General features: G+C 63.0%; 24 protein-coding genes, 1 tRNA gene and 5 pseudogenes. 18 read left to right on the forward strand and 12 right to left on the reverse strand.

Translation table 11 applies throughout. From position 1 onward, the window contains the following. Positions 1-48 precede the first annotated feature (48 nt). A complete protein-coding gene (locus FJ972_RS11155; RefSeq protein ID WP_140495902.1) occupies positions 49-684 on the reverse strand; it encodes an FMN-dependent NADH-azoreductase in 636 nt (211 codons plus the stop codon). A gap of 108 nt (positions 685-792) precedes the next feature. On the opposite strand from FJ972_RS11155, the gene FJ972_RS11160 reads away from it, so the two are divergent. Beyond that, complete coding sequence (locus FJ972_RS11160; protein WP_140495901.1) at positions 793-1,746, forward strand: LysR family transcriptional regulator; 954 nt, start codon at positions 793-795, stop codon at positions 1,744-1,746. A gap of 42 nt (positions 1,747-1,788) precedes the next feature. Here the strand turns inward: FJ972_RS11160 and FJ972_RS11165 are convergent, their stop codons facing one another. Further along, a complete protein-coding gene (locus FJ972_RS11165) occupies positions 1,789-2,382 on the reverse strand; it encodes a TetR/AcrR family transcriptional regulator (protein ID WP_140524835.1) in 594 nt (197 codons plus the stop codon). Between the two features lie 66 nt (positions 2,383-2,448). On the opposite strand from FJ972_RS11165, the gene FJ972_RS11170 reads away from it, so the two are divergent. After that, on the forward strand, positions 2,449-2,874 hold the full coding sequence (locus FJ972_RS11170) for a VOC family protein (protein WP_140495899.1): 426 nt from the start codon (positions 2,449-2,451) through the stop codon (positions 2,872-2,874). A 10-nt stretch (positions 2,875-2,884) separates the two neighbouring features. On the opposite strand, the gene FJ972_RS11175 is transcribed toward FJ972_RS11170, so the two are convergent. Further along, entirely contained in the window at positions 2,885-3,835 is a 951-nt protein-coding gene (locus tag FJ972_RS11175; protein ID WP_140495898.1) for a S1C family serine protease, read from the reverse strand. Positions 3,836-4,003: 168 nt separating this feature from the next. Between FJ972_RS11175 and FJ972_RS11180 the strand changes: the two genes are divergently transcribed. The 3 genes from FJ972_RS11180 (at position 4,004) to FJ972_RS11190 (ending at position 6,618) form a co-directional block, all read left to right on the forward strand. Further along, complete coding sequence (locus tag FJ972_RS11180; RefSeq protein WP_140524834.1) at positions 4,004-4,876, forward strand: S1C family serine protease; 873 nt, start codon at positions 4,004-4,006, stop codon at positions 4,874-4,876. 8 nt (positions 4,877-4,884) lie between these two features. Further along, complete coding sequence (locus FJ972_RS11185; protein WP_140524833.1) at positions 4,885-5,565, forward strand: helix-turn-helix transcriptional regulator; 681 nt, start codon at positions 4,885-4,887, stop codon at positions 5,563-5,565. Positions 5,566-5,751: 186 nt separating this feature from the next. Beyond that, positions 5,752-6,618 carry an SDR family oxidoreductase gene (locus FJ972_RS11190; protein WP_140495895.1) on the forward strand — a complete coding sequence of 289 codons (867 nt, stop codon included), beginning with the start codon at positions 5,752-5,754 and terminating at the stop codon, positions 6,616-6,618. Positions 6,619-6,981: 363 nt separating this feature from the next. Here the strand turns inward: FJ972_RS11190 and FJ972_RS11195 are convergent, their stop codons facing one another. Beyond that, positions 6,982-9,189 carry an OmpA family protein gene (locus FJ972_RS11195; RefSeq protein WP_140495894.1) on the reverse strand — a complete coding sequence of 736 codons (2,208 nt, stop codon included), beginning with the start codon at positions 9,187-9,189 and terminating at the stop codon, positions 6,982-6,984. A gap of 197 nt (positions 9,190-9,386) precedes the next feature. Here FJ972_RS11195 and FJ972_RS11205 point away from each other — a divergent pair, with 197 nt between their 5' ends. Together FJ972_RS11205 and FJ972_RS11210 are read left to right on the forward strand one after the other, a co-directional pair. Further along, complete coding sequence (locus FJ972_RS11205) at positions 9,387-9,833, forward strand: YcgN family cysteine cluster protein (RefSeq protein WP_140524949.1); 447 nt, start codon at positions 9,387-9,389, stop codon at positions 9,831-9,833. Positions 9,834-10,090: 257 nt separating this feature from the next. Then, positions 10,091-10,447: a hypothetical protein gene (locus FJ972_RS11210; protein WP_140516721.1), complete on the forward strand. Its 357-nt coding sequence runs from the start codon at positions 10,091-10,093 to the stop codon at positions 10,445-10,447. A 296-nt stretch (positions 10,448-10,743) separates the two neighbouring features. On the opposite strand, the gene FJ972_RS11215 is transcribed toward FJ972_RS11210, so the two are convergent. Next, a complete protein-coding gene (locus FJ972_RS11215; RefSeq protein ID WP_140524832.1) occupies positions 10,744-11,454 on the reverse strand; it encodes an SIMPL domain-containing protein in 711 nt (236 codons plus the stop codon). 145 nt (positions 11,455-11,599) lie between these two features. Here FJ972_RS11215 and FJ972_RS11220 point away from each other — a divergent pair. Then, positions 11,600-11,675: transfer RNA gene (locus FJ972_RS11220), tRNA-Ile, on the forward strand. Positions 11,676-11,695: 20 nt separating this feature from the next. On the opposite strand, the pseudogene FJ972_RS11225 reads toward FJ972_RS11220, so the two are convergent. The 5 genes and pseudogenes from FJ972_RS11225 to FJ972_RS11235 form a co-directional block, all read right to left on the reverse strand. Beyond that, positions 11,696-11,959 (reverse strand): annotated as a pseudogene (locus FJ972_RS11225) (tyrosine-type recombinase/integrase); the annotation flags it as partial. A gap of 36 nt (positions 11,960-11,995) precedes the next feature. Continuing rightward, positions 11,996-12,070, reverse strand: a pseudogene (locus FJ972_RS30345) (hypothetical protein); the annotation flags it as partial. Further along, on the reverse strand, positions 12,045-12,170 hold the full coding sequence (locus FJ972_RS30125) for a multiubiquitin domain-containing protein (RefSeq protein WP_246679089.1): 126 nt from the start codon (positions 12,168-12,170) through the stop codon (positions 12,045-12,047). The gene FJ972_RS30125 and the pseudogene FJ972_RS30345, both read right to left, overlap by 26 nt. Continuing rightward, positions 12,155-12,316 carry a multiubiquitin domain-containing protein gene (locus FJ972_RS30130; protein ID WP_246679088.1) on the reverse strand — a complete coding sequence of 54 codons (162 nt, stop codon included), beginning with the start codon at positions 12,314-12,316 and terminating at the stop codon, positions 12,155-12,157. The genes FJ972_RS30125 and FJ972_RS30130 overlap by 16 nt, the downstream gene beginning before the upstream one ends. 26 nt (positions 12,317-12,342) lie before the next feature. Next, the gene (locus FJ972_RS11235) at positions 12,343-12,564 is read right to left on the reverse strand and encodes a DUF2188 domain-containing protein (RefSeq protein WP_140495891.1); all 222 of its coding nucleotides are present in this window, start codon (positions 12,562-12,564) and stop codon (positions 12,343-12,345) included. 31 nt (positions 12,565-12,595) lie between these two features. Between FJ972_RS11235 and FJ972_RS11240 the strand changes: the two are divergent. Beyond that, positions 12,596-12,694, forward strand: a pseudogene (locus tag FJ972_RS11240) (DUF488 family protein); the annotation flags it as partial. A gap of 332 nt (positions 12,695-13,026) precedes the next feature. On the opposite strand, the gene FJ972_RS11245 reads toward FJ972_RS11240, so the two are convergent. Continuing rightward, positions 13,027-13,551 (reverse strand): EF-hand domain-containing protein, encoded by a 525-nt coding sequence (locus FJ972_RS11245; RefSeq protein ID WP_140495889.1) that lies wholly within the window; start codon positions 13,549-13,551, stop codon positions 13,027-13,029. A 221-nt stretch (positions 13,552-13,772) separates the two neighbouring features. Here FJ972_RS11245 and FJ972_RS11250 point away from each other — a divergent pair. From FJ972_RS11250 to FJ972_RS11260, 3 genes and pseudogenes are all read left to right on the forward strand, one after another. Beyond that, positions 13,773-13,959: pseudogene (locus FJ972_RS11250) on the forward strand (serine/threonine protein kinase); the annotation flags it as partial. A 179-nt stretch (positions 13,960-14,138) separates the two neighbouring features. Further along, complete coding sequence (locus FJ972_RS11255; protein ID WP_140632143.1) at positions 14,139-14,465, forward strand: low affinity iron permease family protein; 327 nt, start codon at positions 14,139-14,141, stop codon at positions 14,463-14,465. 219 nt (positions 14,466-14,684) lie between these two features. Continuing rightward, positions 14,685-15,809 (forward strand): phospholipase D-like domain-containing protein, encoded by a 1,125-nt coding sequence (locus FJ972_RS11260; RefSeq protein ID WP_226880544.1) that lies wholly within the window; start codon positions 14,685-14,687, stop codon positions 15,807-15,809. A 562-nt stretch (positions 15,810-16,371) separates the two neighbouring features. On the opposite strand, the pseudogene FJ972_RS11265 reads toward FJ972_RS11260, so the two are convergent. Beyond that, positions 16,372-16,871: pseudogene (locus FJ972_RS11265) on the reverse strand (DUF892 family protein). A gap of 217 nt (positions 16,872-17,088) precedes the next feature. On the opposite strand from FJ972_RS11265, the gene FJ972_RS11270 reads away from it, so the two are divergent. The 6 genes from FJ972_RS11270 (at position 17,089) to FJ972_RS11295 (ending at position 24,783) form a co-directional block, all read left to right on the forward strand. Continuing rightward, positions 17,089-19,530: an ATP-binding protein gene (locus FJ972_RS11270; protein WP_140500732.1), complete on the forward strand. Its 2,442-nt coding sequence runs from the start codon at positions 17,089-17,091 to the stop codon at positions 19,528-19,530. A gap of 5 nt (positions 19,531-19,535) precedes the next feature. Next, complete coding sequence (locus tag FJ972_RS11275; protein WP_140500731.1) at positions 19,536-19,913, forward strand: response regulator; 378 nt, start codon at positions 19,536-19,538, stop codon at positions 19,911-19,913. 259 nt (positions 19,914-20,172) lie between these two features. Continuing rightward, the gene (locus FJ972_RS11280) at positions 20,173-20,565 is read left to right on the forward strand and encodes a response regulator transcription factor (RefSeq protein ID WP_140500730.1); all 393 of its coding nucleotides are present in this window, start codon (positions 20,173-20,175) and stop codon (positions 20,563-20,565) included. Then, positions 20,565-22,319, forward strand: coding sequence for a YaiO family outer membrane beta-barrel protein (locus FJ972_RS11285; RefSeq protein WP_140525716.1), 1,755 nt, complete (start codon positions 20,565-20,567; stop codon positions 22,317-22,319). The genes FJ972_RS11280 and FJ972_RS11285 overlap by 1 nt, the downstream gene beginning before the upstream one ends. A 2-nt stretch (positions 22,320-22,321) precedes the next feature. Further along, the gene (locus tag FJ972_RS11290) at positions 22,322-23,359 is read left to right on the forward strand and encodes a HEAT repeat domain-containing protein (protein WP_140525717.1); all 1,038 of its coding nucleotides are present in this window, start codon (positions 22,322-22,324) and stop codon (positions 23,357-23,359) included. Continuing rightward, the gene (locus FJ972_RS11295; RefSeq protein ID WP_181165449.1) at positions 23,356-24,783 is read left to right on the forward strand and encodes a glycosyltransferase family 2 protein; all 1,428 of its coding nucleotides are present in this window, start codon (positions 23,356-23,358) and stop codon (positions 24,781-24,783) included. The genes FJ972_RS11290 and FJ972_RS11295 overlap by 4 nt, the downstream gene beginning before the upstream one ends. The last annotated feature ends 7 nt before the right edge of the window (positions 24,784-24,790 follow it).

The raw sequence follows: 24,790 nt of genomic DNA on the forward strand, positions 1-24,790 counted from the left end.
AAGGCAGGCGCGGGCGCCTGCCTTCGATCTGGTTGGCAATCAGAGCTTTTACGCGGCTGCCGCGACATCCCGGCTGGCAGCCACCACGGCGTCGACCTTGGCGGTTGCCTTGGCGAGCGCTTCGCTGACTGCGTCAGGACCCTTGGCGACGCCTTCGATGCGGATGACGTCGACGTCGGTCATGCCGATGAAGCCGAGCACCGAGCGCAAATAAGGAACGGCGTGATCGAACTGCACAGCCGCGCCTTCCGAGTAGATGCCGCCGGATGCCAGCACGATATAGACCTTCTTGCCGGTGACGAGGCCTTTGGGGCCATTTTCGCCGTAAGCAAAGGTTTTGCCGGATCGGGCGACATGGTCGACCCAGGACTTCAGCGTCGAGGAGATGTTGAAGTTGATGAAGCCGGTGGCCAGGATCACCGTGTCGGCGGCAAACAGTTCGTCGAGCACGGCATCCGAGACCCCGACCACTTCGGCCTGACGCGGCGTGCGGGCTTCGGCAGGGGTGTATATGCCGGTCGCATAGTCGGTATCGATATGCGGCAGCGGGTTGGCGACGAGGTCGCGCACGACAAGCGTGTTCGACGGGTCGGCGGCGAGCAGCTTCTGAGCGAATTCGGTGGCGATACGGGTCGAGTGCGAGGCCGCGCCGCGCGGGCTCGACGTGACGAGAAGAATGGACATGGTGGGTCTCTCCAGTGGAATTGGATTGTCCCGCTACATATGGGCTTTCGATCCATCAGATAAACTGGTATATTTTCTATACGATCCATCCATTAATTAGATACAATAATGCAACCCAACCCGACACTCGACCAGCTTCAGATCCTCGTGGCCGTTGCCGACACCGGCAGTTTTTCCGCCGCCGGCCGCAAGCTCAACCGGGCGCAATCCGTCATCAGCTACGGCATCGCCAATCTCGAGGCGCAACTCGGGCTGAAGCTGTTCGAGCGCGAGGGCACGCGAGAGCCGCAGCTGACCGAGATCGGTCGGGCGATGCTGGAAGACGCGCGGCGGATGATCAGCGTGCTGCACCGCATACGCTCGCGCGTCGATGGTCACCATCGGGGGCTGGAGGCGGAAGTCGCGCTGTCGGTGGATGCGGCGCTGCCTTCGCCAGTGCTGGTGCGGGTGCTCAAGGCGTTCGAGGCGCAATTTCCGACCGTGATGCTGCGCCTGCACATCGGCACACTCGGCGTAATCCCCGACCATGTTGTCGGTGGCCAGGCCGATCTCGGCATTGGCGGCCTGCTGGGCGATGTCGACGTCCACCTGGTGGGCATAGGCTTCATGTCGATAGTGCTGGCGGCCGCGCCCACCCACCCGCTGGCGCTGCTGCCCAAACCGGTCGCGATCGAGGACGCGCGCGAACACACACAACTCGTCGTCACCGACCAGTCCGAGCGTACCAAGGGGCGCGATTTTGGCGTCTTCGCCTACCGAACCTGGCGACTGACGGACCTGCGCACCAAACATATGTTGATGCGTGAGGGGCTGGGCTGGGGCGGGCTGCCGCGTTGGCTGATCGCTGACGATCTGGCTACCGGCCGTCTCGTGGAACTCGACCTCGAGCCTTTCAGGGAGGTGCGTTCGCCGCTTTATGCCATGCACCGCGCCGACCGCAGCCCGAAGCCGGCGGCGGCCTGGCTGATCGACCAGTTCAAGCGCCAACTTGGCTGCTTCAACGAGTTCGAGCCGGGCGAGGCGCCCGACGAAGAGCCGGAAATTTCCAGCGCACAGATTTGATTCCAACCTTTGCCCTGGATCTCATCGGCGGGAAGCCTCGGATCACGCGCGGGACAACCCATCGATCAGTGCCGTGAGAACGGTGCGGTAGTCTTCGGCCGAACCGCCCGCCTCAATGGCAAGTGCCGCGCGGTCGAAGGCGGCGGCGAGCAGGGCGGTCGTCGCTTCGGCCGGAAGCTTCTTTATGGTCCGCGCCCGCATCGCCGCGACCAGCCCTTCGCGCAGCGAGCGATTGCCATGGCGGTTGTCGATGGCGTCCATTTCGGCGCGGCCGAGCACGGCCGGGCCGTCGAGCAGCAGGAGCCGCGTGCGGCCGGGCGCGCGCATGGCGGCAAGATAGGCGTCGGAGCCGGCAATGAGCGCGTCGCGGGCATTGAGCGAAGGCGGCGCTGCGCCCTCGATCTCCCGCGCCACCGCCTGAGCCTCCTGCTCGACGACGGCGCCGAACAGCGCCTGCTTGTCGGAGAAGTGGTGGTAGAGCGCGCCGCGCGTCACGCCGGCCGCGGCGACGATCTCTGGTGTGCCGGTCTCGGCGTAGGATTTTTCGATGAACAGTTTTCGCGCCGCGGCGATCAGTTCGGCGCGTGTCGCCTCGGTGCGGTCACGGTTCGAACGGCGCGCTGATCTCTGTTGCATACATGCAGCCTGTATGTTAATTCAATTTACATGCAGACTGTATGTTGCTTGACGGGAGAAGGAAAGATGAAGACGACCAGCTATTATCCGGTGCTGATGACCGGGGACGTTGCCGGCACAGCGGCGTTCTATGTCGAACATTTCGCCTTCCGGCCGCTGTTTACGAGCGACTGGTACGTGCATCTGCAATCGGTGGAGAGCAAGCGCGTCAATCTCGGTATCGTGCAAGGCGACCATGAGACGATCCCGGAAGAGGGACGGGGTCGGAGCTCGGGCCTGCTGATCAACTTCGAAGTCCGTGATCCCGATGCGGTCTATGAGCGGATCACAGCCGCCGGCCTGCCCATCCTTCGGTCCCTGCGCGACGAGCCTTTTGGCCAGCGCCATTTCATCACCAGGGATCCCAACGGCGTCCTGATCGATGTCATCAAGCCGATCCCGCCAAGCGAGGAATTCCTGGCACAGTATGCGCAGGGTGCAGTGAGCGCCTGAGTGGAAACCCTCAACCAGCCCTTGCCACTGGCGTCACTGTCACCTGGCTGACGCCGGTGCGGCGCACCACCGTGCACCGCGTCTCGCGGCCGATCCGCTCGGCGTCGAGCAAACGCACCAGGTCGTCGACGCCGGTGACCGGTCGGCCGTCTATCGCGGCGACGATATCGCCTTCCCTGAGGCCGGCCTTGGCCGCAGGGCCCTCCTTCTCGACGCCGCGCAGCCGAACCGCGGTCTTGCTCGATACTTGTGACAGAAGGGCTGCGCGACGGGGCAGGTTGACGGTGTCGGCCGACACCCCGATGAAGGCGCGACGGACGCGGCCGAAACGGATGATCTCCGAAATGACGAAATTGGCGGTGTTGGAGGCGACGGCAAAGGCAATGCCTTGCGCACCATGGATCATGGCGGTGTTGACGCCGATCACCTCGCCCGCCGAGGATACCAACGGTCCGCCGGAATTGCCGGGGTTGAGCGCGGCGTCGGTCTGGATGACGTCGTCGATCAGCCGCCCGGTGGAAGCGCGCATCGAGCGGCCGAGCGCCGAGACGACGCCCGAGGTGACGGTCCATTCGAAGCCGAGCGGGTTGCCGATGGCTATGGCGATCTGGCCGCGCCGCAGGCGCTTGGAATCGCCCAGCGGCGCGACATCGGCAAAGCTGCCGTCGGCGCGCACCAGCGCGATGTCGGTGTCGGCGTCGCGGCCGAGCACGCGGCCTTCGCTGGAGGCGCCGTCGGGCATCGATACGCGCACCGTTCTGGCATCGCCGACGACGTGGAAGTTGGTGACGACGAGCCCATCATGCGCAATGACGAAGCCCGACCCATGCCCGCCCTGGCCACCGATGCGCTCGATGCGGCAGACGGCCGGGCCGATGCGGTCGACAGCATCGGCCACCGTCGTCGAGTAGGCGTCGAGCAGCGCGGCGTCGGATTGGAATTTGGCGGCAGCAACGGCCATTGGCAGGCTCCATGTTTTCAGGCGCAACGATGACTATATGTGCGGAGCGGCTTCATCCGCCGCGACCTGACCAGATGGCCAGTCGCCCGGCCGACTAGCCGTCAGGCGAGTATCTCCAAGCGCGCTGCCGCGCGATATCTGGGGCATGGATGAACCCAGGAGACTGTTATGAGCGAATTCAATCTAAGTGCCTTTTCGGAAGCCATTGCCGATCTGGCAGCCAAGGCGGCACCGGCGACCGCGAGCTTCACCACCCACAATCATCGCACAGCGAGCGCTTTCCATTGGCGCGACGGCTACTTCGTTGCCGCCGAGGAAGCCGTCGAGGCCGGCGAGGAGATCGAGCTGACGCTGGCTTCGGGCGAGACGGTGAAGGCCGATCTTGTCGGCCGCGATCCCTCGACCGGCGTCGCCCTGCTCAAGCCGGCCGGTGCTACCAATGCCGAGCCGTTGGCCAAAGCGGATGCGGTGCGGCCCGGCAACATTGCCGTCGCCATCGGCAACAGCCGGGGTTCGGCGTTGGCAGTTTCAGGCTCGGTCGGCGAAGTCGGCCCGGCCTGGCGCTCAATGCGCGGCGGCACCATCGACCGGCGCATCAACCTGGCGGTGGGCGCCGGCGGCCGTTTCGAGGGCGGCCCGGTGCTCGATGCCAAGGGCGCGCTGATCGGCATGCTGTTGTTCGGGCCGCGCGGCCGCGCGCTGGTCATGCCTTACGAGACGATCGAGCGGGCGGTCGCGACGCTGCGCGAAAAAGGCCATGTCGCCCGCGGCTATCTCGGCGCCGGCTTGCATCCGATCCGCGACGGCGAGGCCCGCGGCGCCATCGTCATGAGCCTTGATGACAACGGTCCGGCCAAGGCCGCCGGCCTTTCCCTCGGCGACATCATCGTCGCCTGGAACGGCGAGGCGGTGAGCGGCCCGCGCGAGCTGATCCGCAGGCTCGGGCCCGACAGCGCCGGAGCTTCGGTTACGCTCGGTGTCGTGCGCGGCGGAGAACAGCGAGACGTGGCGCTGACGATCGGCGAAAAGCCGCTTAACTGAGAGGATTGATGGACGCGATCGCGACAGGCGAGATGACGCAAAGCGGCACCGGCGAGCGGCAGCTGGTCGTGCTGGTGGCGCTCGGTGATGCCGCGCGCGCCGAGCGGCTGTCTGTGTCGCTTGCCGCGACCGACGATCTGCTGCCGGTGACGCCGGGCAGCAGCGAAGCGGTTGATGTCGCCATCGTCGACGAGACCGCCGGCCCCACGGGTGCGGGAACAGGGAAGGGCGACGCCGTTCCCGCCGCGACCGCGCGGGTGCTGTTGTCTTCGCAGGCCGGCCTGGCACGGACGCAGGGGCAGGTGTTCGCCGTGCTGCCGACGGCGGCGGATGCAATGCTGATTGCGGCCGCCGCCAGGCTGGCGGCGGCCGGCTACCGCGTCTTTGGCGACAGCGGATCCGTTCCTGGCCGCCGCGATGATTTCCAAGGCGGCGATATTGGCGGCGACGGCCTTTTCGACGAGGAGCATCCCGACGAGCATGCCGCCCGCCCGACGCTGTCGCCGCGAGAAGCGGAAGTGCTGGCGCTGCTGGCCGAAGGCGCGCCCAACAAGGTGATCGCGCGGCGGCTCGACATTTCCGTTCATACGGCGAAGTTCCATGTCGCCGCGATTCTGATCAAATTGGGCGCTGCCAACCGCACGGATGCCATCGCCATTGCGATGCGGCAGGGGCTGGTGCTGGTCTAGGGTGCCGTCTCAGCCAGGATTTGACGATCATCGTCAAAGTCAGCGCTGCCCCTATAGCTCCAGATCATTTACAGCGGCAAGGAACGGACCCTCCGCAGCGTCACCGTCAGCCGCTGCCGCAAGCTCTTGTATCCGGGGACCGCCACAGGCAAGGATCGCGCTACGAGACAAGCAAGCGGAGGAAAAATGTCGCTCAAGGGAAAGACGCTGTTCATCTCCGGCGGGTCGCGCGGCATCGGGCTGGCGATCGCTTTGCGCGCCGCGCGCGACGGCGCCAATGTGACGATCGCGGCCAAGACCGCTGAGCCACATCCGAAGCTGCCGGGCACGATCTACACCGCCGCTGAAGAGATCGAGCAAGCCGGCGGCAAGGCGCTGCCGGTCCTGTGCGACATTCGCGAGGAGGCGCAAGTGGCCGAAGCGGTGTCGAAGACGGTCGAAAAATTCGGCGGCATCGATATCTGTGTCAACAATGCCAGCGCTATCCAGCTCACCGGGACCCTGGAAACCGACATGAAGCGTTACGACCTGATGCACCAGATCAACACGCGCGGCACGTTTCTCGTTTCCAAAATGTGCATTCCGCACCTGAAGTTGGCCGGGAATCCTCATATCTTGAATCTGGCGCCGCCGCTCGACATGAAGGCCAAGTGGTTCAAGAACCATGTCGCCTACACCATGGCCAAGTTCGGCATGTCCATGTGCACGCTGGGCATGAGCGCGGAGTTCGCCAAGGACGGCATCGCGGTCAATTCGCTGTGGCCGATCTCGACCATCGATACCGCGGCGGTGCGCAATCTTCTGGGCGGCGCGACGGTGGCCGCGATGAGCCGTTCGCCCGAAATCATGGCCGATGCCGCGCATGCCATCTTCATGCGGCCATCACGCGAAGCGACCGGCAATTTCTACATCGACGAGGAAGTGCTGCGCGCCGAGGGGATCAGCGATTTTTCGGTGTATGCGCCGGGTGCGGCCGGGCCGCTGGCCGGCGACTTTTTTGTCCCGGACGAGGTGTTTGCCAATTCCGACACGAAGATCAGGACGGCTTTCTAAAGATGTATCGAGGCGCAAATTCCGGATGGAACTCGGTTTCAGACATTCCTGGAGTTGCTCTGAGCAAAAAGCCCCGCCGGAGAGGGCCGGCGGGGCTCAGTGCGTCCCGCTGGAGTCGGGACGGGGCAGGGAACGCCCGATCCTGAATCTGGGGTAGGCCATCTCGCGATTCAATGAGCGGGACCCGACGCCAGGACAATTCTTGTTGAACTTGGGCCGTTGCCGCGATCTCGCCCATCCCGGCGAAACCGGGATGGGCTTTTTACCGATCCGATTCCAGAAGCCTGCTCAAGCGCCTGGAAATGCAGACATTTGTGGACCATGATCTTTTCCGAAAGCCGGTTTCCGGCTCCCGGATCGTGGTCAGTTGTTGCTCGCCACCGGCGCCACCAGCGAGGTGATGCGGCGGATGGCGACACGCCGGTTCTCGCGATTGGGGCCTGAGGTGTCGACCTTCAGATATTCCTCGCCATAGCCCTGCGTGGTCAGGTTTTCAGGCGGTATGCCGAAGGCGTTGGTCAGCGCTTCGGCCACCGCTTCGGCGCGGCGGTCCGACAGAGCGAGGTTCGCCTCCGGTGTGCCGACAGCGTCCGTGTGGCCTTCGATAAGGAAGGTCTCGGCCGGGTTCTTCTTCAACAGCTTCTCCATGGCCGTGGCGACACCCTCGAGCTTCTGCACCTCGGCATCGGAGATCGAGGAAGAGCCGAATTCGAAGTTCAGCGTGTCAAGATCGATGCGTCGGGCAATGTCGCGCACCCGTGCGGAACGCTTGACCTCGTTGATCGAATAGAGGCGCTGCACCTTCTCCACCGGCGGTTGCTCGAGGAAGGTGTAGTAGTCGTCCGGGCTTTCGACCTCTTCGGAGTCAAGGATGTAGTCCCGGCGCGGAATGGTCAGCCGCATCGGTGGTAGGTCGTCGCCCGGATCGCGCCAATCGTTATCGTCGTCGTAGCTTCGTTCGTCGACATAGCTCAACACATACTCATGACCGTCGGGCATGATGCGCGACCGCTGGATGATGTCGCCGTAGCGGTTGCGGATGGTGACGATCTGCACGCCGTTGTCGCGCTCGACTGTCTCGCGCGTGCGGCCTTGCGACAGATCCTCATAGTAGACATCCTTGGCGCCGCGGGTCAGGCGCGGCCGGTCACTGCTCTGAACGTATGTCTGATCGTTGAGCTGGATGATGACGCGATCGCCGATCTCCTTGAGCACGTCGACACCCTTGGGGCGGCGGCGGTCGCGGATGTTCTCGTCCGGTGCGCGCTCGAGGCGTTTGCCCTTCTCCTCGGTAACCGGGACGATTTTTTCCGGTTTGATCTCCTGCTGAGCAGCTCTATCGTCGGTCGGGGGCGGACCCTGGTCGACGGGAGCGACCGCGGGTTGGCGGCCCTGAGCACCGCCCTGCCGGGCGTTTTGCCCACCATTCTGCTGCTCGCCATTTTGCTGCTCGCCATTCTGGTTGGCGGGGTTCCTGCTGGCCTGGCCGTTCTCGCCGCGGCCGCGGCGTCTGGCATCCTTCTGGCTGTCGAGAATGGGGGCAGCGTTCTTGTCGGCGGACGTCTCGGCCTGCTCGGGGTTTTGCCCCTGGACAGGCGCGGCCTTGCCGGCACTGGGCTGTTCACCCGTGGCCGGCTGCTCGCCCGTTGCAGGCTGCCTGCCGGTTTGCTGTTGTTCGCCATTGGCCGGCTGCTGTTCGCCATTCGCCGGCTGCTCGCTAGCCGGTTGTCTGGCGTTCTTTTTCCTCTTGTCCTGGGGTTGTTCGCCCTGGGCTGCCGGCCGCTCGCCTGAGGGTGCCGGTTCTGCCTTGGGTGCTTCTGCGGCAGGTGCTTCCTTCGGTGTCGGCACGGCGCTGGGCTCGGCCTGCTGCTCCTGTTTGCGCTTCTTGCGCTGGTTGTCGTTGGCAGGTTCCGTTTGGCCCGCCGGTGCCTGTTCGGTCTGCTGTTGTTGGTCGCGCTTCTTCCTGCGCGGCTGCTGTTCCTCGGTGGCGGGTGCTGCCTCACCGGCTGGCGCCTGCTCGGTCTGCTGCTGCTGGTCGCGCTTCTTCCTGCGCGGCTGCTGTTCCTCGACGGCGGGCGCGGCTTCACCGGCGGGCGCCTGCTCGACCTGCTGCTGGTCGCGCTTCTTCCTGCGTGGCTGTTGTTCCTCGGCAGCTGGTGCGGCCTGCTGCGCGGGGGCCTGTTCGGTCTGCTGTTGCTGATCGCGCTTCTTCCTGCGCGGTTGTTGTTCCTCGACGGCGGGCGCGGCTTCACCAGCGGGCGCCTGCTCGACCTGCTGCTGATCGCGCTTCTTCCTGCGTGGCTGTTGTTCCTCGGCGGCTGGCGCGGGCTGCTGTGCGGGTGCCTGTTCGGTCTGCTGTTGTTGCTGATCGCGCTTCTTCTTGCGTAGCAGTTCCTGGTCGCTCTGCTGTGCATCGTCAGTCTGGGTGTCCTGGGCCAGGACCAGCGGCATTGCGCTGTCTCGCATGGGGCCGAACGCGGCACTTCCCTGAAGCGGGGATGCGCCCAACGGCGCGGATGCCATCAGCAGGCCGAGTGCGGTGCCTGCCAGAATCCGTGGTTGGCGTTTCATCGAAATTCTCCTTGTGGGGTCCCATCCTTGCCGAAACCGATTTTAACGAAATTGGTTCCGGCGGCTCATGGTTAGGGACCGTACGGGGCGATTGGCCGGCCTTTTGAAGGCAACTTCATGTCTTTCGACGGGGGTGCCGCCCCATTCCAGCCTTTGCCCTGCTTGACCTTCGCGGCGGCTGGGGCCACATGCCGGAGATGGAAACGCCGTTCTGGAAAACAAAGACGCTGGAAGCAATGAGCCCGGCCGAGTGGGAATCGCTCTGCGACGGCTGCGGCAAATGCTGCCTGTCGAAGCTCGAGGACGAGGATACTGGCGACATCTACTGGACCAGCGTCGGCTGCCGCCTGTTCGACGCGCAGACATGCCGCTGTTCGGACTATCACAACCGGCTGGCGCGCGTTCCCGATTGCGTCGGGCTGACGCCGCAAAATGTACGCACCATCAGTTGGCTGCCCAGCACCTGCGCCTACCGGCTGGTCGCGGAGGGGCACGATCTCTACTGGTGGCACCGTCTGGTGTCGGGCAGTGCCGAGACGGTGCATGAGGCCGGCATGTCGATGCGCGGCCGGGTCAAGGCCAACGAGACGGATCTGGCCGAGCCGGAGGATTATTTCGACTATATGCTTGACGACGAGCCATAAGCTCGCATCGGGACGAGGAACCATAGCTCGCATCGGGATGACGAGCCCTGAGGCCGGTGTCCGCAAGGGCGCGCAGGAACCAGGAACCATGCGAGACGTTTGGGGCACATTGTTGGAAAACCCGTAGAAGCTTCCTTTTTCCGCCACATGAACCGCCGATGAACGGCAGGTTCGTAAATAGTTCAGACAGGCGGGTGCATTCTCCCATCATCGATTTCAAGAGGACGGGCGAGAGCCCGCAACAAGGAGAGAAGACCATGTTCAACTCGGTGAAAACGGCAGCCCTTTCGGCCCTCGTCGGCCTCGGCACGCTGGCGGCCGTTCCCGCCCATGCCGACAGCCTTTACCTGGGCTTCGGCAACAACAACGATCCGCGCTTCGGCGTCTATGCCGGCGATGACGGCTATCGCCACCGCCGCGATGAACGCCGCGACGACTGGCGCCGCGGCTGTTCGCCCGACTGGGCCCTGAACAAGGCCGAACGCATGGGGCTGCACCGTGCCCGCGTCGTCGACGTCAGCCGCCGCACGGTCAAGGTGATGGGCCGCCAGTATGGCGACCGCGTCGTCATCGTGTTCGCCAATGAGCGTGGTTGCCCGATCATCAACCGCTGAGCCTCTTAAGGCGCGACCTTCTGCGAGGGTTGGTAGCGGCATGATCCTCTGCGGGGTCAGTCGGCAGACACCCACCCTCTGCGAAGATCGATCCTGTCAGGATCAGTCTGGAGACATGATCCTTTCAGGATCAGTCTGGAGACACGACCTTCTGCGAAGGTCGGTCTGGAGTAGTGGAGCCGCTTTCCTTCGGGAAGAATGCGGCTCAAAAAACCCGCGGGAGCGATCCCGCGGGTTTTTCATGCACCACGGCGGACGGTTCAGGGTCGGGCTCGGCCATGGACCATCGAAGACGCTTATTTCAGTTCGAAGGTAACGGTGACCTGGACATTGTAGGCGTTCTCGCCGGCCTGCACCGGAGCAGCACCGACGGCCGCGTCGAAGGCCTTGGCGTTGATCGGCATCGGTGGCGGCGCGATGTTCTGGTCAGTGATTTCGATCACCCGGCCTATACTGACGCCGGCTGCTTCCGCCAGCGTCTTGGCCTTGGCCATGGCATCGGCCACCGCCTTTTTGCGCGCTTCGGTGACGGTGGCAGCCGGATTGTCGTTGGTGAAGACGATGCCGCCGCCCTGGTTGACGCCCAGCGACACCGCCTTGTCGAGGATCTCACCGGTCTTGTCGACGTCGCGCACGCGCACCGACAGTGTGTTGGTTACCTGGTAAGCAATCAATTCGGCCTCCTGGCCGCCGTCGGGCTTGTTTGTGTAGTTATAGCGCGGATTGATCTGGATGCCCGCGGTCTGGAGGTCGCGGTCCTTGATGCCGGCCGACTTCATCGCGGCGATCACGGCCGCCATGGCGTCGTTGTTGGCATCCAGTGCGGCGCGCGCCGTCTTGGCTTCGCGCATGACGCTGAGCGTCAGGACCGCCAGGTCGGGCGCTACAGTCGCCGCCCCTTCGCCCGAAACCACGATACGGGGCGGTGTCGGCGACTCAGCGGCCGCGGCCAGCGCCGGAAAGGCGATGGCGGCGGCGAGTGCGAGGGGCAAAAGAGGTCTGGTCATGAAATCTCCTCGGGTAAGCATATCCGCGCCCAGCGGGCGCACGCGGCTCCTTATGGCGCGATTATGGGCTGATTTGGACGATTGTGACCAGCGGTCCCGGAAAGCCTTGTGCCGCGATGCGAAAAACATTAATCCAGCCCGCGTGGGGCCTGTAGCTCAATGGTTAGAGCCGGCGGCTCATAACCGCTTGGTTGGGGGTTCGAGTCCCTCCGGGCCCACCATTATCGTTATTTATAGTGCGTTAAATGGTGGTTCGCCACGAGGTTGGCCAACAGGTTTCGCCAAGCAATGGTTTGCGCGTTACCAGCCTTACGACTCGGTCCATGCCCTGCACAGCCAAACGCACCTGCGACGCTTCCCGGGAATAGAGTTCGGCATGGTCGATATCGTCATGGCCGAGAACGTCCATCATCTGCCTGGTGGATGCTTCCGCCTCGGCGAGATAAACCCCGAGTGACTTCCTCAAACCGTGCAGTGTAAGGCCCTTCGGCAATCCGGCGAGAGCGAGGTACGGAACGTCCCGGACCACGAGGTGCAATGTGTCGATCCTCAGGGCGTAGCCCTTTTCAAGCAGTCGGCGGATGTCGTCGTTATGACTGGCCAGTTCGATTAACACTGAAGACCATTCCTTCCTTGACCTTCACGCTGCCACCCGGAGCCAGGATGCCTTCCGGCTTGTGACCGTCGCCGCGGGTGTAAGTTACCGAGTAGGTGATCTCGGGTGCTGCGGATAATCGGGATAAGCTAGTGTCACCACCTCGGCGTAGGTGATGGTGTCCTTCTTCGGGACCTCGTAGGGGCTGCCGTCAACAATGATGGTGACGGTCTTGTCCTTGCCCTTTTCGTTCTCCTGGGTCTGCATTTTAGGATATCCTTGTGTTGAAGCCGCTAACCGCGCGGCGGGAAGGGATCGTTGCCGTAAGAGTTCGAGTCGCGGATCTGCCCGTTGGGGCGATGGATCACCACCTCGCTGTGCTGGTTGATGGCGATGTCTCTTGCCGAGGCGACCGCACCGGCTTGGGTCGGATGAAGCGAAGTGGCGCGGTTATTGCCGGCGCCGAGCACCGCCCACTGACCGTCGCGAGGTACGACATGCTGATTTTTGCCCATGAAAGTCTCCGTTAAGGTTCGTTTGTCCGTCGGCAGGCAGCAGCGGTGCGCCATCATGTGCTCGGAAACGCTTTGGTGGCGCTGCCACAGGAGAATCGTCGCGAATTATCTGATCAGTCGTGGCGAGTCCGCGCCGCCGCGGCATCGGAGACGCGCAAGGTCGGGTGTGTGAGGCGGATGTTCGGCTTGCGCCGGGTTTTGTGCAGTCCTGCATTTGAATAGACGTGCTTTGCCTGCACCAGCCGCCCATCAGGGTGCGGAACTGAGCCAATTCATGAAACCTTGCTGGAAGCGCCGAGGCACTTCGGCCTCTGGCACGTTCCACGAATTGAAGAGACGCTTGCCTGCTTCGGGTCACTGCACGAGCATGCTCGCATCGGTGTGGAGGTCCGATCGACCAGCCGGGCATACTACCAACCGGTGCTAGGGATAGCGTCCAAAAAAGCGCCTAAGTTCGAAGTGCTACTGCATCTCTCCACTTCCGCGACTATGTGAGAAGGATTCAATCTCCTCCAAGTCAATCCTGCCATCGCCGTTCTCGTCGACGACGTCAAATATCCTCCCGATCACATCCTGGATCTCGCTCTGCGAAAGTGCTCCATCGCCGTCGGCGTCCATTATCGCAAACATTATTTTCATCCTGGCCGCGTGCATCATGCGAGGCCCCATGCGATCAGGCTTTCGAGCTATCCTGTCCCCATCGTGCGGCCCTTGCCCTATGTCCCGGTGCCAATCTTGCCGATGCGGAAGCCTTTCTTCGGGGCCGCGATCTCCCTGCAGCTTGTCCTGTAACATCTCGTCCATCATCTGCCGCATCATCTCACGCGTCTGGTCTTCTGTCTGTTTGTTAGGGCCTGGCAGTGGTGTGGATCCAGACTGCTGCGGCGGCGGCTTAAGCTCCGGTGTCCCACTCGTCTGGGCCAGCGCCGGCAAGCTTAACATGACCAAAGCAGCGGCAGCCGCCGTCGTCCCACATTGTACTTTCATCGGATTTTCCTTCCTTGAATGGCCATGCCAAACTTCGGCATCACGGCCAAACTTGCTCCTCAGACTTTGGTTCCGGATGCAAGCTGCACAATAGAAGCTCAAATCGTGAGGTTCGGCAGCTGAAGTACGATGCAGCGATGTCGAGCGACAACATCTTCGGTCATTTGATGGGCCGCCTCGCTCACGGCTGCGGGGTACTCACCGTTTGGCGGGCGCCGACGACGCAAACCGCCGCCGAACTGGAAGCGATTGCATCTTCACACGGCTGGACGCCCGAACCCGTGTTGAGGAACTGTCGGCTTCGGAGACTGTCAGTGGCGCGGCCATCAGACGATTTCCAGACTGCCGACCTTCGCTTGGGTGAGACGCGTAAAGGCTATCGAACGCGCAATCGAGGAACACAAACCACGGTGATCGTTGCTGCCGAAATGGTGAGATAGAGAATGCTCGCAGGCTGCTCCTAAAAAAGATGATCGAACGCCGCTTGGAATGGAACATGCGCTCCCACCACTGCTTGGCGCTCCGCCGGCATGCATTGTAGAGCTTGGCACAACGGGAACCTGCGTTGCAGTCGAAAGTTCTTGATGATGGCAACTCGCCCGATCACGAGCGTGCTCACCTCAATTGGCACGTTGACCTCTCGGCCGGCAGCATTCCTGGTGCTGCTGGCTTACGCGGCCCTTTGGCTATTTCTCGACAGGGCGAGTTTGAACTGGCACGGCGCGGCGACCCTGTTCACCTGGGCCATGACACTGTTCATTCAACGCGCAGAACATCGCGACACGCAGGCGATCCATGCCAAGCTGGATGAGATGTTGCGAACGAATAGCTCGGCATCGAACATCACCAGAATCGATGATGAGGAACCAGAGGAAATCGAAAAGCATCGCACTCGTAAACAGCAGGGCGATTGAGATGTGCCATGCGGACTCGCGGCGCTACGGGCGGGTGCGGACCCAGTGAGGTTTGGCGTAAACCGGGGAAGGCTGCTTAACAGCCTCAAATACGTGGCCGTTGCCGTCATCGCCAGCCTGATCACGTTGCTCAGCATAAACTTGGCACCAGAGCCACGCATTTTGCGAACGCTTGTCCCGCACCGATTCGACGCGTCGGATCCCGAATTTGCAAGGAGCATGAGCAGTTATTCACAAGGACAGCTGTTCGATTCAAACGCGGTACAAACCCTTGTCAACGGAGATGAGATCTTTCCTTCAATGCTGCAGGCAATCCATGCGGCTCGGTCTACAATTGATTTCGAGACCTATATCTATTGGTCGGGCGTCGTCGGTTATGAGTTCGCGACCGCCTTGGCAGCCAAAGCCCGGGAGGGTGTCGAGGTCCGTGTGCTCGTTGACTGGGTCGGCAGCCTGCCGTTCGATGAAGACCTGATCGAGATCATGACAAGCGCCGGCGTGCGGTTCCAGCGCTATAGACCTATTCATTGGTATACGTTGGATCGTGTAAACAACCGGACCCATCGCAAGCTGCTCATCGTCGACGGGCTGGTCGCGTTCACCGGCGGCGTCGGTATTGCCGACAACTGGCTCGGAAACGCCCGCAACCCAGATGAGTGGCGCGACACGCACTATCAAGTCAAAGGACCCGCAGTGTCTGCCTTCCAGGCGGCATTCGCGGAAAACTGGTTGGAGACGGCCGGCGAGACATTGCAAGGTGAGAAGTTCTACCCACCCTCCGAACCTGCGGGGTCGCTTAGCGCTCAGCTGATCCTGTCATCGCAGCCAAATGGCTCGGAGAACATGGAACTGATGATGCTGGCGGCGATCGCTGCCGCCAGGGATCATCTTCGCATCGGAATGGCCTATTTCGTGCCTGACGATATTGCCCTGCAGCAGATCTTGGACGCCAGGAAACGAGGGGTAGCAGTCGACGTGATCGTGCCCAACTGGCTCACAGACGTGCCCCTGGTCCGAAAGGGCTCGCGGTACTTCTGGGGCGACTTGCTCAAAGCTGGGGTCCGGATCTTCGAGTTCCAGCCAACGATGTATCATCCCAAACTCCTGATCGTCGACGACGTCTGGACGAGCTTTGGCTCTGCCAACCTGGACGAGCGCTCTTTGCGGCTGAACGACGAAGCCACGCTGAATGTCTACGGCCGGGATTTTGCCAAAACGCAGATCGACCTGTTCAGCCAGGATCTTGCGCGATCAAGGCAGATCAGTTTGGGCGAATGGGAAGCGCGCCCCCTGACCGAAAAAGTATCGGACTGGCTGGCCAGCAGACTACACTCGCAACTCTAGAGCCTCTTGGTGGACGAGTCCCCGCAAACCGGCATCTGCGCCCGTCAAATGGCTAATATGGTGCGCCACGCGCAAGAATGGGAGCAACCCCGCAATAACACCGAGCGGATTGCTCAACACGCGCCCAGCAACTTCATCGGTCGATGCATCCCCACCTCGTCGGTCACGCGGCCCCTTTGCGATCATGACAGTGAGACCCGAAAGTGCTCTCAACGATGGTGTATTAAGGTCCGCGCATGGGCGGCTGGAAGCCTGAGCGATCAGAGGCACCGGCATGTCTTAATGAGGACGAATACGCCCACTTGCGTAAGGCAGCGCCAAAAGCCCCGGGGCGATCCAGAAGCCGGGCTCAGCCATTGCGGCGAGATCTGACAGAAGTCGCTTCATGTTGCCCCACCCGTGCCCTGACGAATCCGCGGCCGATCATAAACTCGAGACAAGAGTCCGCTCTTGTGGGAGGAGAAGCGGGCTCTTAGCTGCGACCTAAGACCCAGCGGCCGGCGCAAGAGCCGCCCAGCGGACCCGATCGCCAGAAAAAAAGTCCGCCCGCGCCATTTGGGCGTCACCGTTTCGCGGCATCGCTGTCGGCAGCGGCGCGAGACAGGAACATCTGCGTCGTCTCGGCGAGATGGCTCTTGAGCCAATCCCCCCATCGCCTCCTCTTCGCGCAGATTCTGTTCACACACACACGCGCCACCTCGGCCTCCCCTTCGGCGTTGGCCGCGGCGATGAGCATCGTGTAGGAGGCAATCTCCATATGCTCGAAAGTATAGCTGGCAAGCGAACCCTTCATCACCTCGTCGCCGGCGAACACGCCGCTGATCGACTGGGACATGGCGGTGAGCTTGCCACCTGCGTCTTTCATCGCGGAGGATCCCTCTCCGATCCGGTCAAGACAGCTTTTGAGGCGCGAGGCCTGCTGCCGCGCTGACGGATGCGGTCGCCGAGTTCCGGATAGCTTTCGAGGCGTGACAGTTGCCCGGAGAGCATCGTCTCGGCCTGCTCCTCCATGGCGTGAGCGTCTCTCAGCCACTGTATCAACCAGTCGCGCGATTGTGTCATGAAGCTCTCCCTTTGGGTTGCTCGCCCAAACCGCGAGCGGAGAGGATGGTTCCGCCCGGGCTATGGCAGGCTCGGCCAGAGGGCTGTCGACGCGCGGATTAACCACCGACGCGACTTCGAGCAGCGAGCCTCAACTGGCAGAGGGCCGGAGTCTGTAGCTTCTTTAGACCTCGGATAGGTTTTGGCGGTATCTATCGGGAAAAGGAGCGGGAAAGTCATGACCGAGTTCTGGCAGTCACTCCTCGCCAATCTTGCCCTGGTCTCCATCCTCGTGGTCGCCTGGGATCTTGTGGCGGACTTCACCGGGCGCCTGTCGACGCGGATGCAGTCGCTGGTTCTTGGTGTGGTCATGTGCATGGGCGCGATCATTTCCATGGCGACGGGCTTGTCCGTCTCCGGCTTCGTCGTCGATCTCCGCGCCGCCTTCATTGCGGCTGCCGCGTTCTTCGGTGGATGGCCGGCGATGTTCATCGCTACTGCCGGCTCCATTGCCTATCGCATCTATCTCGGTGGACAGGGCGCGAGCGTCGGTGTCGTGGGGATCCTCATCACCGCTATAGTCGGTATTGCGTGGCACCACATCGTTACTGCCCGGTCTCGCACCATGTTCGACATATTCGGACTCGGCGTGTCGGTAGCTTTCGCCGGGCTGATCACGCTCCTGATCATCCCCTCGCAAGTCGTTGCCGACCTGGTGCAGCAGAGCACACTCCCATCACTCGTGTTCCGCTTCCTCAGCACCGTCCTCATAAGCGTTCTGCTGGACCGGCAGCAGCGGCGGCGCGATCTTGCGATGTCCAACATGATCTACCGGGCCATGGTCCGCGAACTCCCGGATTGCCTGAACATTAAGGATGTCGACGGCCGGTTCATCGCCGCCAATCCCGCCACTGCCGAAATGATGCGCGCCGCTTCGGTCGAACAGCTTATCGGCAAGACGGATTTCGATTTCTACTCTAAGGACGTGGCCGAGCGCTTCCGGCAGGATGAGATGGGCGCTCTGGAAGCCGGGCAGACGCTGCGCATCGACCAGCCGGCGGTTTTCCCGGACGGCAGACAAGGCTGGCTCTACACGCTGAAGGCACCGTTCCGCGACGAGACCGGCAAGATCAGCGGCGTCATCACCTACAATCGCGACATCACCGAGCAAAAGCGAAATGCCCAGCTGAAGAACGATTTCATCTCGACGGTCAGCCACGAATTGCGCACCCCACTGACCTCCATCCGCGGCTCACTTGGTTTGATCGCGGCCGGCGTCGCCGGCGAACTGCCGCCCAAGGCCGCCAATCTCGTCAACATCGCCCACACCAACAGTGAAAGGCTGGTTCTTCTCATCAACGACATCCTTGATATGGAGAAGATCGAATCTGGCGTGATCACCTTCAAGATCAGGCAGATGGCTGTCCGCCCGGTCCTGGAACAGGCGATTGCCGCCAGCACCAACTACATGGCCGACAGCCGAATCAGGATCGTCTTGGTCGACGATGCCCCGCGCGCCGAAGCCAACATAGATCCGGATCGCCTGCATCAGGTGATGGCCAACCTGCTGTCGAATGCGATCAAGTTCTCGCACACTGATGGCATCGTCACGGTGAAACTCCATCGTCGTGCCCCCGATATGCTGCGCATCTCGGTCGTGGACCAGGGCGCTGGCATCCCCGAGGCGTTCCGCAGTCGCATATTCGGGAAGTTCGAGCAGGCGGACGCCTCCAGCACTCGCAAGATAGGCGGTACTGGCCTGGGCTTGAGCATCGTCAAGGCCATCACTGAAAAGTTGGGCGGCGGCATCTCCTTCGAAACCGAGGAAGGCAAGGGAACCTCGTTTCACATTGACCTCCCCGAAGCGCACAGGCAGACCGAGAAGCCGGTTTCGGTCGAGCGCCGGGCGCGCAAGCGCGATGGCCGCCTGCGTGTCCTCATCTGCGAGGACGAGCCTGACATTGCTGTGGTGATCGCAGCACTTCTCGATGCAGAAGGCTTTGCCAGCGACGTCGCGCCCGATATCGACACCGCCAAAGCGCTGCTGAGCTCGCGCGACTACGTGGCGCTGACGCTCGACATCAAGCTGGCGGGGGAATCCGGAATCAAGCTCTTCCACGACATACGGGCATCACCGGTGAATTCCGACATTGCGGTCATCGTCATCTCCGCCGTCGCCGACGAGGCCAGGCGCTCGCTGAACGGCAGCGCCGTCGGCATCGTCGACTGGCTGGAGAAGCCGGTGGATTCGAAACGGCTTCACGCCGCTCTTGCCAAGATCGTCGGCCGTAGGGTCGAGCCGAAGCCACAAATCCTGCATGTCGAAGACGATGAGGGCGTGCTTGCGGTGATGTCAGAAGGGCTGGGTTCGGGCGTCTCGATCACCTCGGCGAAGACACTAAAGCAGGCCCAGGAGGCGATCGCCCGCTATCGCTTCGACCTAGTCATCCTGGATATCGCGCTTCCCGACGGATCGGGCCTCGACCTCCTGACCGATCTGCCGCTCGAGACTGCGGTCATCGTGTTCTCGGCGGCGGAACTCGACCAGAAGCTCGGCGATCGGGTGCAGGCGATCATGACCAAGACCAGAGCGTCGGAAATCGATGTGGCAAAGTTGGTACGGAACATGTTGGTTTCGTCCCGCAATGGCACTCGGCCTGCCGCGCACGCCAAGGAGTGATGCTAATGCCCGCAAGGATCCTCTATGTAGACGACGAGGACGATATCCGCGAAATCGCCCAGATGTCGCTGGAGCTCGAGCCGGAATTCGAGGTGCGATCCTGTTCTTCGGGCATGCAGGCGCTGGCCGATGCCGCCGAATGGCGGCCCGACCTCATCCTGCTCGATGTGATGATGCCGGACTTGGACGGACCGGAGACGCTGAGGCGCCTGGCCGAGTCCCGGCCGACGGCGTCGATACCCGTGGTGTTCATCACCGCGCGCACCCAGACGCATGAGGTCGAACGCTATCTGGCTATGGGGGCGGTGGGGGTGATCGCCAAACCTTTCGACCCGCTTGCGCTTGCCGGTGAAGTCAAAAGATTGCTTCTATCGCGCACCTGAGCCGACGTATGGCTTGGCCACCGAGCGCAGTTTGTCTGCACACTGTGCGATGCCGTTCAGGGCTCCTATACCATGTCGCCTTATTCATCTACTGATTGTGCCGAGGTGCAGGCGCAGCGAATCAGGTTGTCTATAATCGCGTGGCATCGGCGGACGTCGATGAGAGAGTCGAGACGAATATTTCTGTCTGCATGGACCGCATTGGCGGATGTCGGTTCATGGGATCACTCCGGGGGGCGACGGAACCGGAGCAAGGCTGGTGAACGGAGCGAAGGCAAGAGTTCTGATTTGCGATGACGATCCCTTGTTGATCGAGCTGATGGAATTCAGGCTCAGGGCAAAGGGATATGAGGTCATCAAAGCAGTAGACGGGGCGGAAGCGCTCTCGAAGGCAGAGCATGAGGCGCCGGACATCATCGTGCTCGACGCGATGATGCCCAAGGCCGACGGCCTGGAGGTCCTTGCCCGCATCAAGGGCGATCCGGCTTTGTCCGAAACCCCGGTCGTCATGCTGACCGCCCGCAAGGGCGAAAGGGACATCGTCTCGGCCCTCGAAAAAGGAGCCGACGACTACCTTGTGAAGCCATTCATCCCCGAGGAGCTTCTGGCGCGGTTGGCGCGTCTGCTCGCGCGAAAGAGCGGGAAACGCTGATGCGGCGCTGCCGGTGCGCAGCCCTTGGCGCATGTCTGATCCTGGCGATCGCTGCGCCCCAGGGCGCGGTGCTGGCGCAGACGGTGGATGAACTTTACGAGTTCGGCGTCAAGGCCAGGCAAGCGCAGCATTTTGACGAGGCGGTGGAGTTTTTACGGCGCGCCCTTGCGCTTAAACCCGATAACGCCGACGCCTTGGTGCAACTCGGTTTTGCCGAACTCGGCCGCGACAATCTGTCGGCAGCGCGCGACGCTTTTTCCAACGCCCTGTCCTTGGCCCCAACCTATCGGGACGCCAGCTTTGGCATGGCTGAGGTCGAGTTCCGCTCGGGCAATCTGGATGCCGCGCTTCCGCTAGCCGAAACGGCCCTGCGGGCCGAGCCCGGCAACGCTGACGCCGCCACGCTTATCGCGAATATCCAGAAGGCGAAGCAAGCCGCCGGCAGTGAGGTGAGACGATCTCCCGCGGTTCCGGCGCCGACAAAGAAACCGACTAGCCGGCGGCCCGATCCCGTCGCCGGTCTGATGGAGCAGGGCAGACGCCTGCGAGCGGCGGGAAAGCTGCCCGAGGCGGAGAAAGTCTATCGCCGGGCACTGGGACTGGCGCCGAAGAACACCGACATCCTCGTCGCCCTTGGCCTGGTCGTCGGCTCCAGCCAAAGCTTCGACGAGGCGGGGCTTTTCTTCGACCGCGCGCTTGCGATCAAGCCGGGCCTTCTCGACGCGCGGCTCGGCAAGGTGCGCCTGGCGATCTGGCGGGGCGACGCGCCGAGCGCCCGCCGCTTGGTCGATGGCGTGCTGGCCTCAGTGCCAGGCAATGTCGAGGCGCTCGAGCTGGATGCGAGAGTGGCTTTGCTCGAGGCCGATTACACGCGGGCCGGGCAGTCGTTCCAGCGCGTGCTTGCGGCCGATCCGCGCAATGCCGAGGCGCTGGTCGGGCTCGGCGATGTGCGCCGCGCCGAGGGTAAAGAGGAGGACGCGCGGGATGCCTACAGCCAAGCGCTCGCCGTCGAGCCTGGCTCTTTCGATATCGAGCAAAGGCTGGCCGTGCCGCCGCCGCGCAAATGGCGGCTCGACCTCGGCAGCGAGGTGAGCGATCTCACCAGCGAGCTCGGCGACTGGACCGACAGTTCGGCAGGCCTTGCCTATCGGCTGTCGCCGCGCACCACGATTTCCGGTCGCACCCGGCTGGCCACACGCTTCGGCCGCACCGACGTCCAGATCGAAGGCCGTATCGACCAGGCCTTCTCGCCGGCGTTCTCTGCCTATGCTCTGGCGGCGGCGACGCCGGACGCTGATTTCCTCGCGCGCTATTCGATCGGCGCCGGGGCTTCGTGGCAGGTCATGGCGTCGGCAAAGGCGTTCGGCCCGCTTTCGCTCAACATCGACGCCCGGTACGACAATTTCGCCGACACAAATGTCACCAGCATCTCGCCATGGGTGCAGACCTCTATCCTAGACGGCCGCCTGGGGCTTTCCGCCCGCTGGGTTCATGCGCAGGATGATATCGGCACGGGCGCAGACGGTTATGTGCTTCGCGTCGACCTTGCTGCGACACCGCACTTCAACGTGTTCGGCGGTTATGCCGACGCTCCCGAAATCTCCGACGGCACGCTGGTGCCGACGCGCGCGGTCTTTGGTGGTGTTTCCTGGGACATCAGCGATCCGCTGACGTTGCGCGCCAGCATCGCGCATGAAGAACGACCGAGATTCGACCGGAATACATTCGGTCTCGGCCTGACCGCGCGGTTCTAACCATGTGGTACATCTGGGATCTCTCCATACTGCTCAGCGCTCTTTCGCTGGTGATCATGCTGTTCCTGATCGCGAGACGCGTCCTGCAGGAGCGCCGGAGCAAGGCTGCGGCCGACCAGCGGCGTCAGCTTCTGACTGCGCTGATCGCCTTCACCGAGAGCCGCGACCGCGAGGTGTTGAAAACGGCCATTCTTTCGGTGCCGGCTGGCGTGGCGATCAATACCGGCTTCGAGTTCATTTCGCTTTTGCGCGGCGAGGAGCACGACGATGTCCTTGCTGCTTTCAAGGAATGTGGCCTGCCGGCCCTTGTCGGCAGGCAACTGGAAAAGGGCAACGGCGCCGAACGCATCCATGCGGCCGAGATGCTGGCGGCGCTGCGCTCGGAAGGTGCGGTGGCAAGCCTGCTTTCCGCGCTCGACCACGACCGCTCGCGCGAGGTCAGGATCGCCGTCGCCATAGCGCTCTGCGATCTGAACAGCCTGCCGCCGCTCGGCATTGCGCTGCGCAAGATCGGCGTGGCCGGGCAGCGCTCGCGACGCCTGATCGAGCTGTTCAGGGGCTTTCCGCACGCGCGCCTGGAGGAACTGGCGGACCATGCCGCGCGCGCCGACGCCGTGCCCTTCATAAGGGCGGCCGCGATCGACGCATTGGCCCGCGCCGGCGGCTTCCGCTTCGCCGATCTCTTCGCCCGCTTGGCCGACGACGCCTCGCCCGAGGTTGCCGCGGCGGCACTGCGGGCGCTCGGCCTCACCGGAAATGCCGACGCGCCGGCGATCCTCTCGACCGCGATGACAAAAGGCGACTGGGAGGTGCGCAGCGCGGCCGCCGATGCCGCCGGCCGCCTCGGCCTCGCCGAACTTGGCCGGCCGCTATCCAAGCTGATGGGCGACGAGGTGTGGAACGTGCGCTATGCCGCCGCCAACGCGCTGCGCTCCTTCGGCCAGCCGGGAGAGCGGTTGCTGCGCCAGATTGCCGACAGTGAGGTCTCGCGCAGCCAGCGCACCGCCTCGCTCATTCTTGCCGAGGGACCAGCCGTATGATCGCCGACTGGAGCGACGAGATCGTTCTTGCCGCCACCATCTTGTCTTGGTTCATCATCGGGGCCGGGCTGGCGCAGACGACGATATACCTCCTGCAGCTCATCGTCGCCGGCTATGCATTGTCCAAGCGCCCACCGGTCGCGCGCTCGGCGCTGCTTTGGCACCGCTATGGCGATGTCGCGCCGCCGATCGCGCTATTGGTGCCCGCCTACAACGAGGCCTTGAACGTGGTCGAGAGCGTCCATTCCATGCTGGCGCTCGAATATCCCAATTTCGAGGTCATCGTCATCAACGACGGCTCGAAAGACGAGACCTTGCTGCGCCTCATCGAGGCGTTCAAGCTGGTAAAGTTCCATCGGCCCTATGAGGAGGCGCTCGCGCACAATCCGATCCGCGGCCTCTATTCGTCACCGATGACCGAGCGGCTGTTCGTCGTCGACAAGGAGAACGGCGGCAAGGCCGACGCCCAGAACGCCGGCATCAATGTCTGTCGCGCGCCGCTCTTTTGTGTCATCGACGGCGACTCTATCCTTGAGCCCGACGCGCTGATGCGTGCCGCCCAGCCATTCATCGACGACCCCGAGCGCACCATTGCCGTCGGCGGCACGATCCGCATCGCCAACGGCTCCAGGATCGAGGCAGGCAGGGTGCGCGAAGTCCGTCTGCCACGCCGTCTGTTGCCACTGCTCCAGGTGGTCGAATACCTGCGCGCCTTCCTGATGGCGCGGCTTGCCTGGAGCCGCATCAACACACTGATGCTGGTCTCCGGCGCTTTTGGCATGTTTCGCCGGGCCGAAGTGGTGGCGGTCGGCGGCTTCACCAAGGGTTCGATGGGCGAGGACCTCGACCTCGTCATCAAGCTGCACCGCTATATGCGGGATAAAAAGCGCAAATACCGCATCCAGTTCATTCCGGAGCCGGTGTGCTGGACCGAGGCGCCGGAATCGCTGAGCGTCCTTGCCCGGCAGCGCACGCGCTGGCAGCGCGGCTCGCTCGAATGCTTCTTCCGCTACCGCTCCATGCTCTTCAACCCGCGCTATGGCCGCGTCGGCTTTCTCGGCTTCGGCCACATCTTCATTGTCGACGTTCTGGGACCGGTGGCGGAGGTGCTGGGCTATATCCTCATCCCCGCCTTCTGGCTGCTCGGTGTCCTTTCGGCCGAATATCTTCTGGCCTTCACCTCGCTCATCTTCACCTATGGCGTCTGCGTGAGCGTATGCTCCCTCGTTCTCGAAGAGGCCGAGTTGCAGCGTTTTCCCCGCGCCAGGGACCTCGCGGTATTGACGGCGGTCGCCGTGATCGAGAATTTCGGCTACCGCCAGCTCAACAATTTCTGGCGCGTGAAGGGCTGGTGGCAATTTCTTCGGGCCGACCAGAGCTGGGGTGAGATGACCAGGACCGGCCTGGGCGGCGCGAAGAAGTGAGCCCCGT

Source organism: Mesorhizobium sp. B2-1-1 (genome assembly GCF_006442975.2).
Taxonomy (GTDB): Bacteria; Pseudomonadota; Alphaproteobacteria; order Rhizobiales; family Rhizobiaceae; genus Mesorhizobium.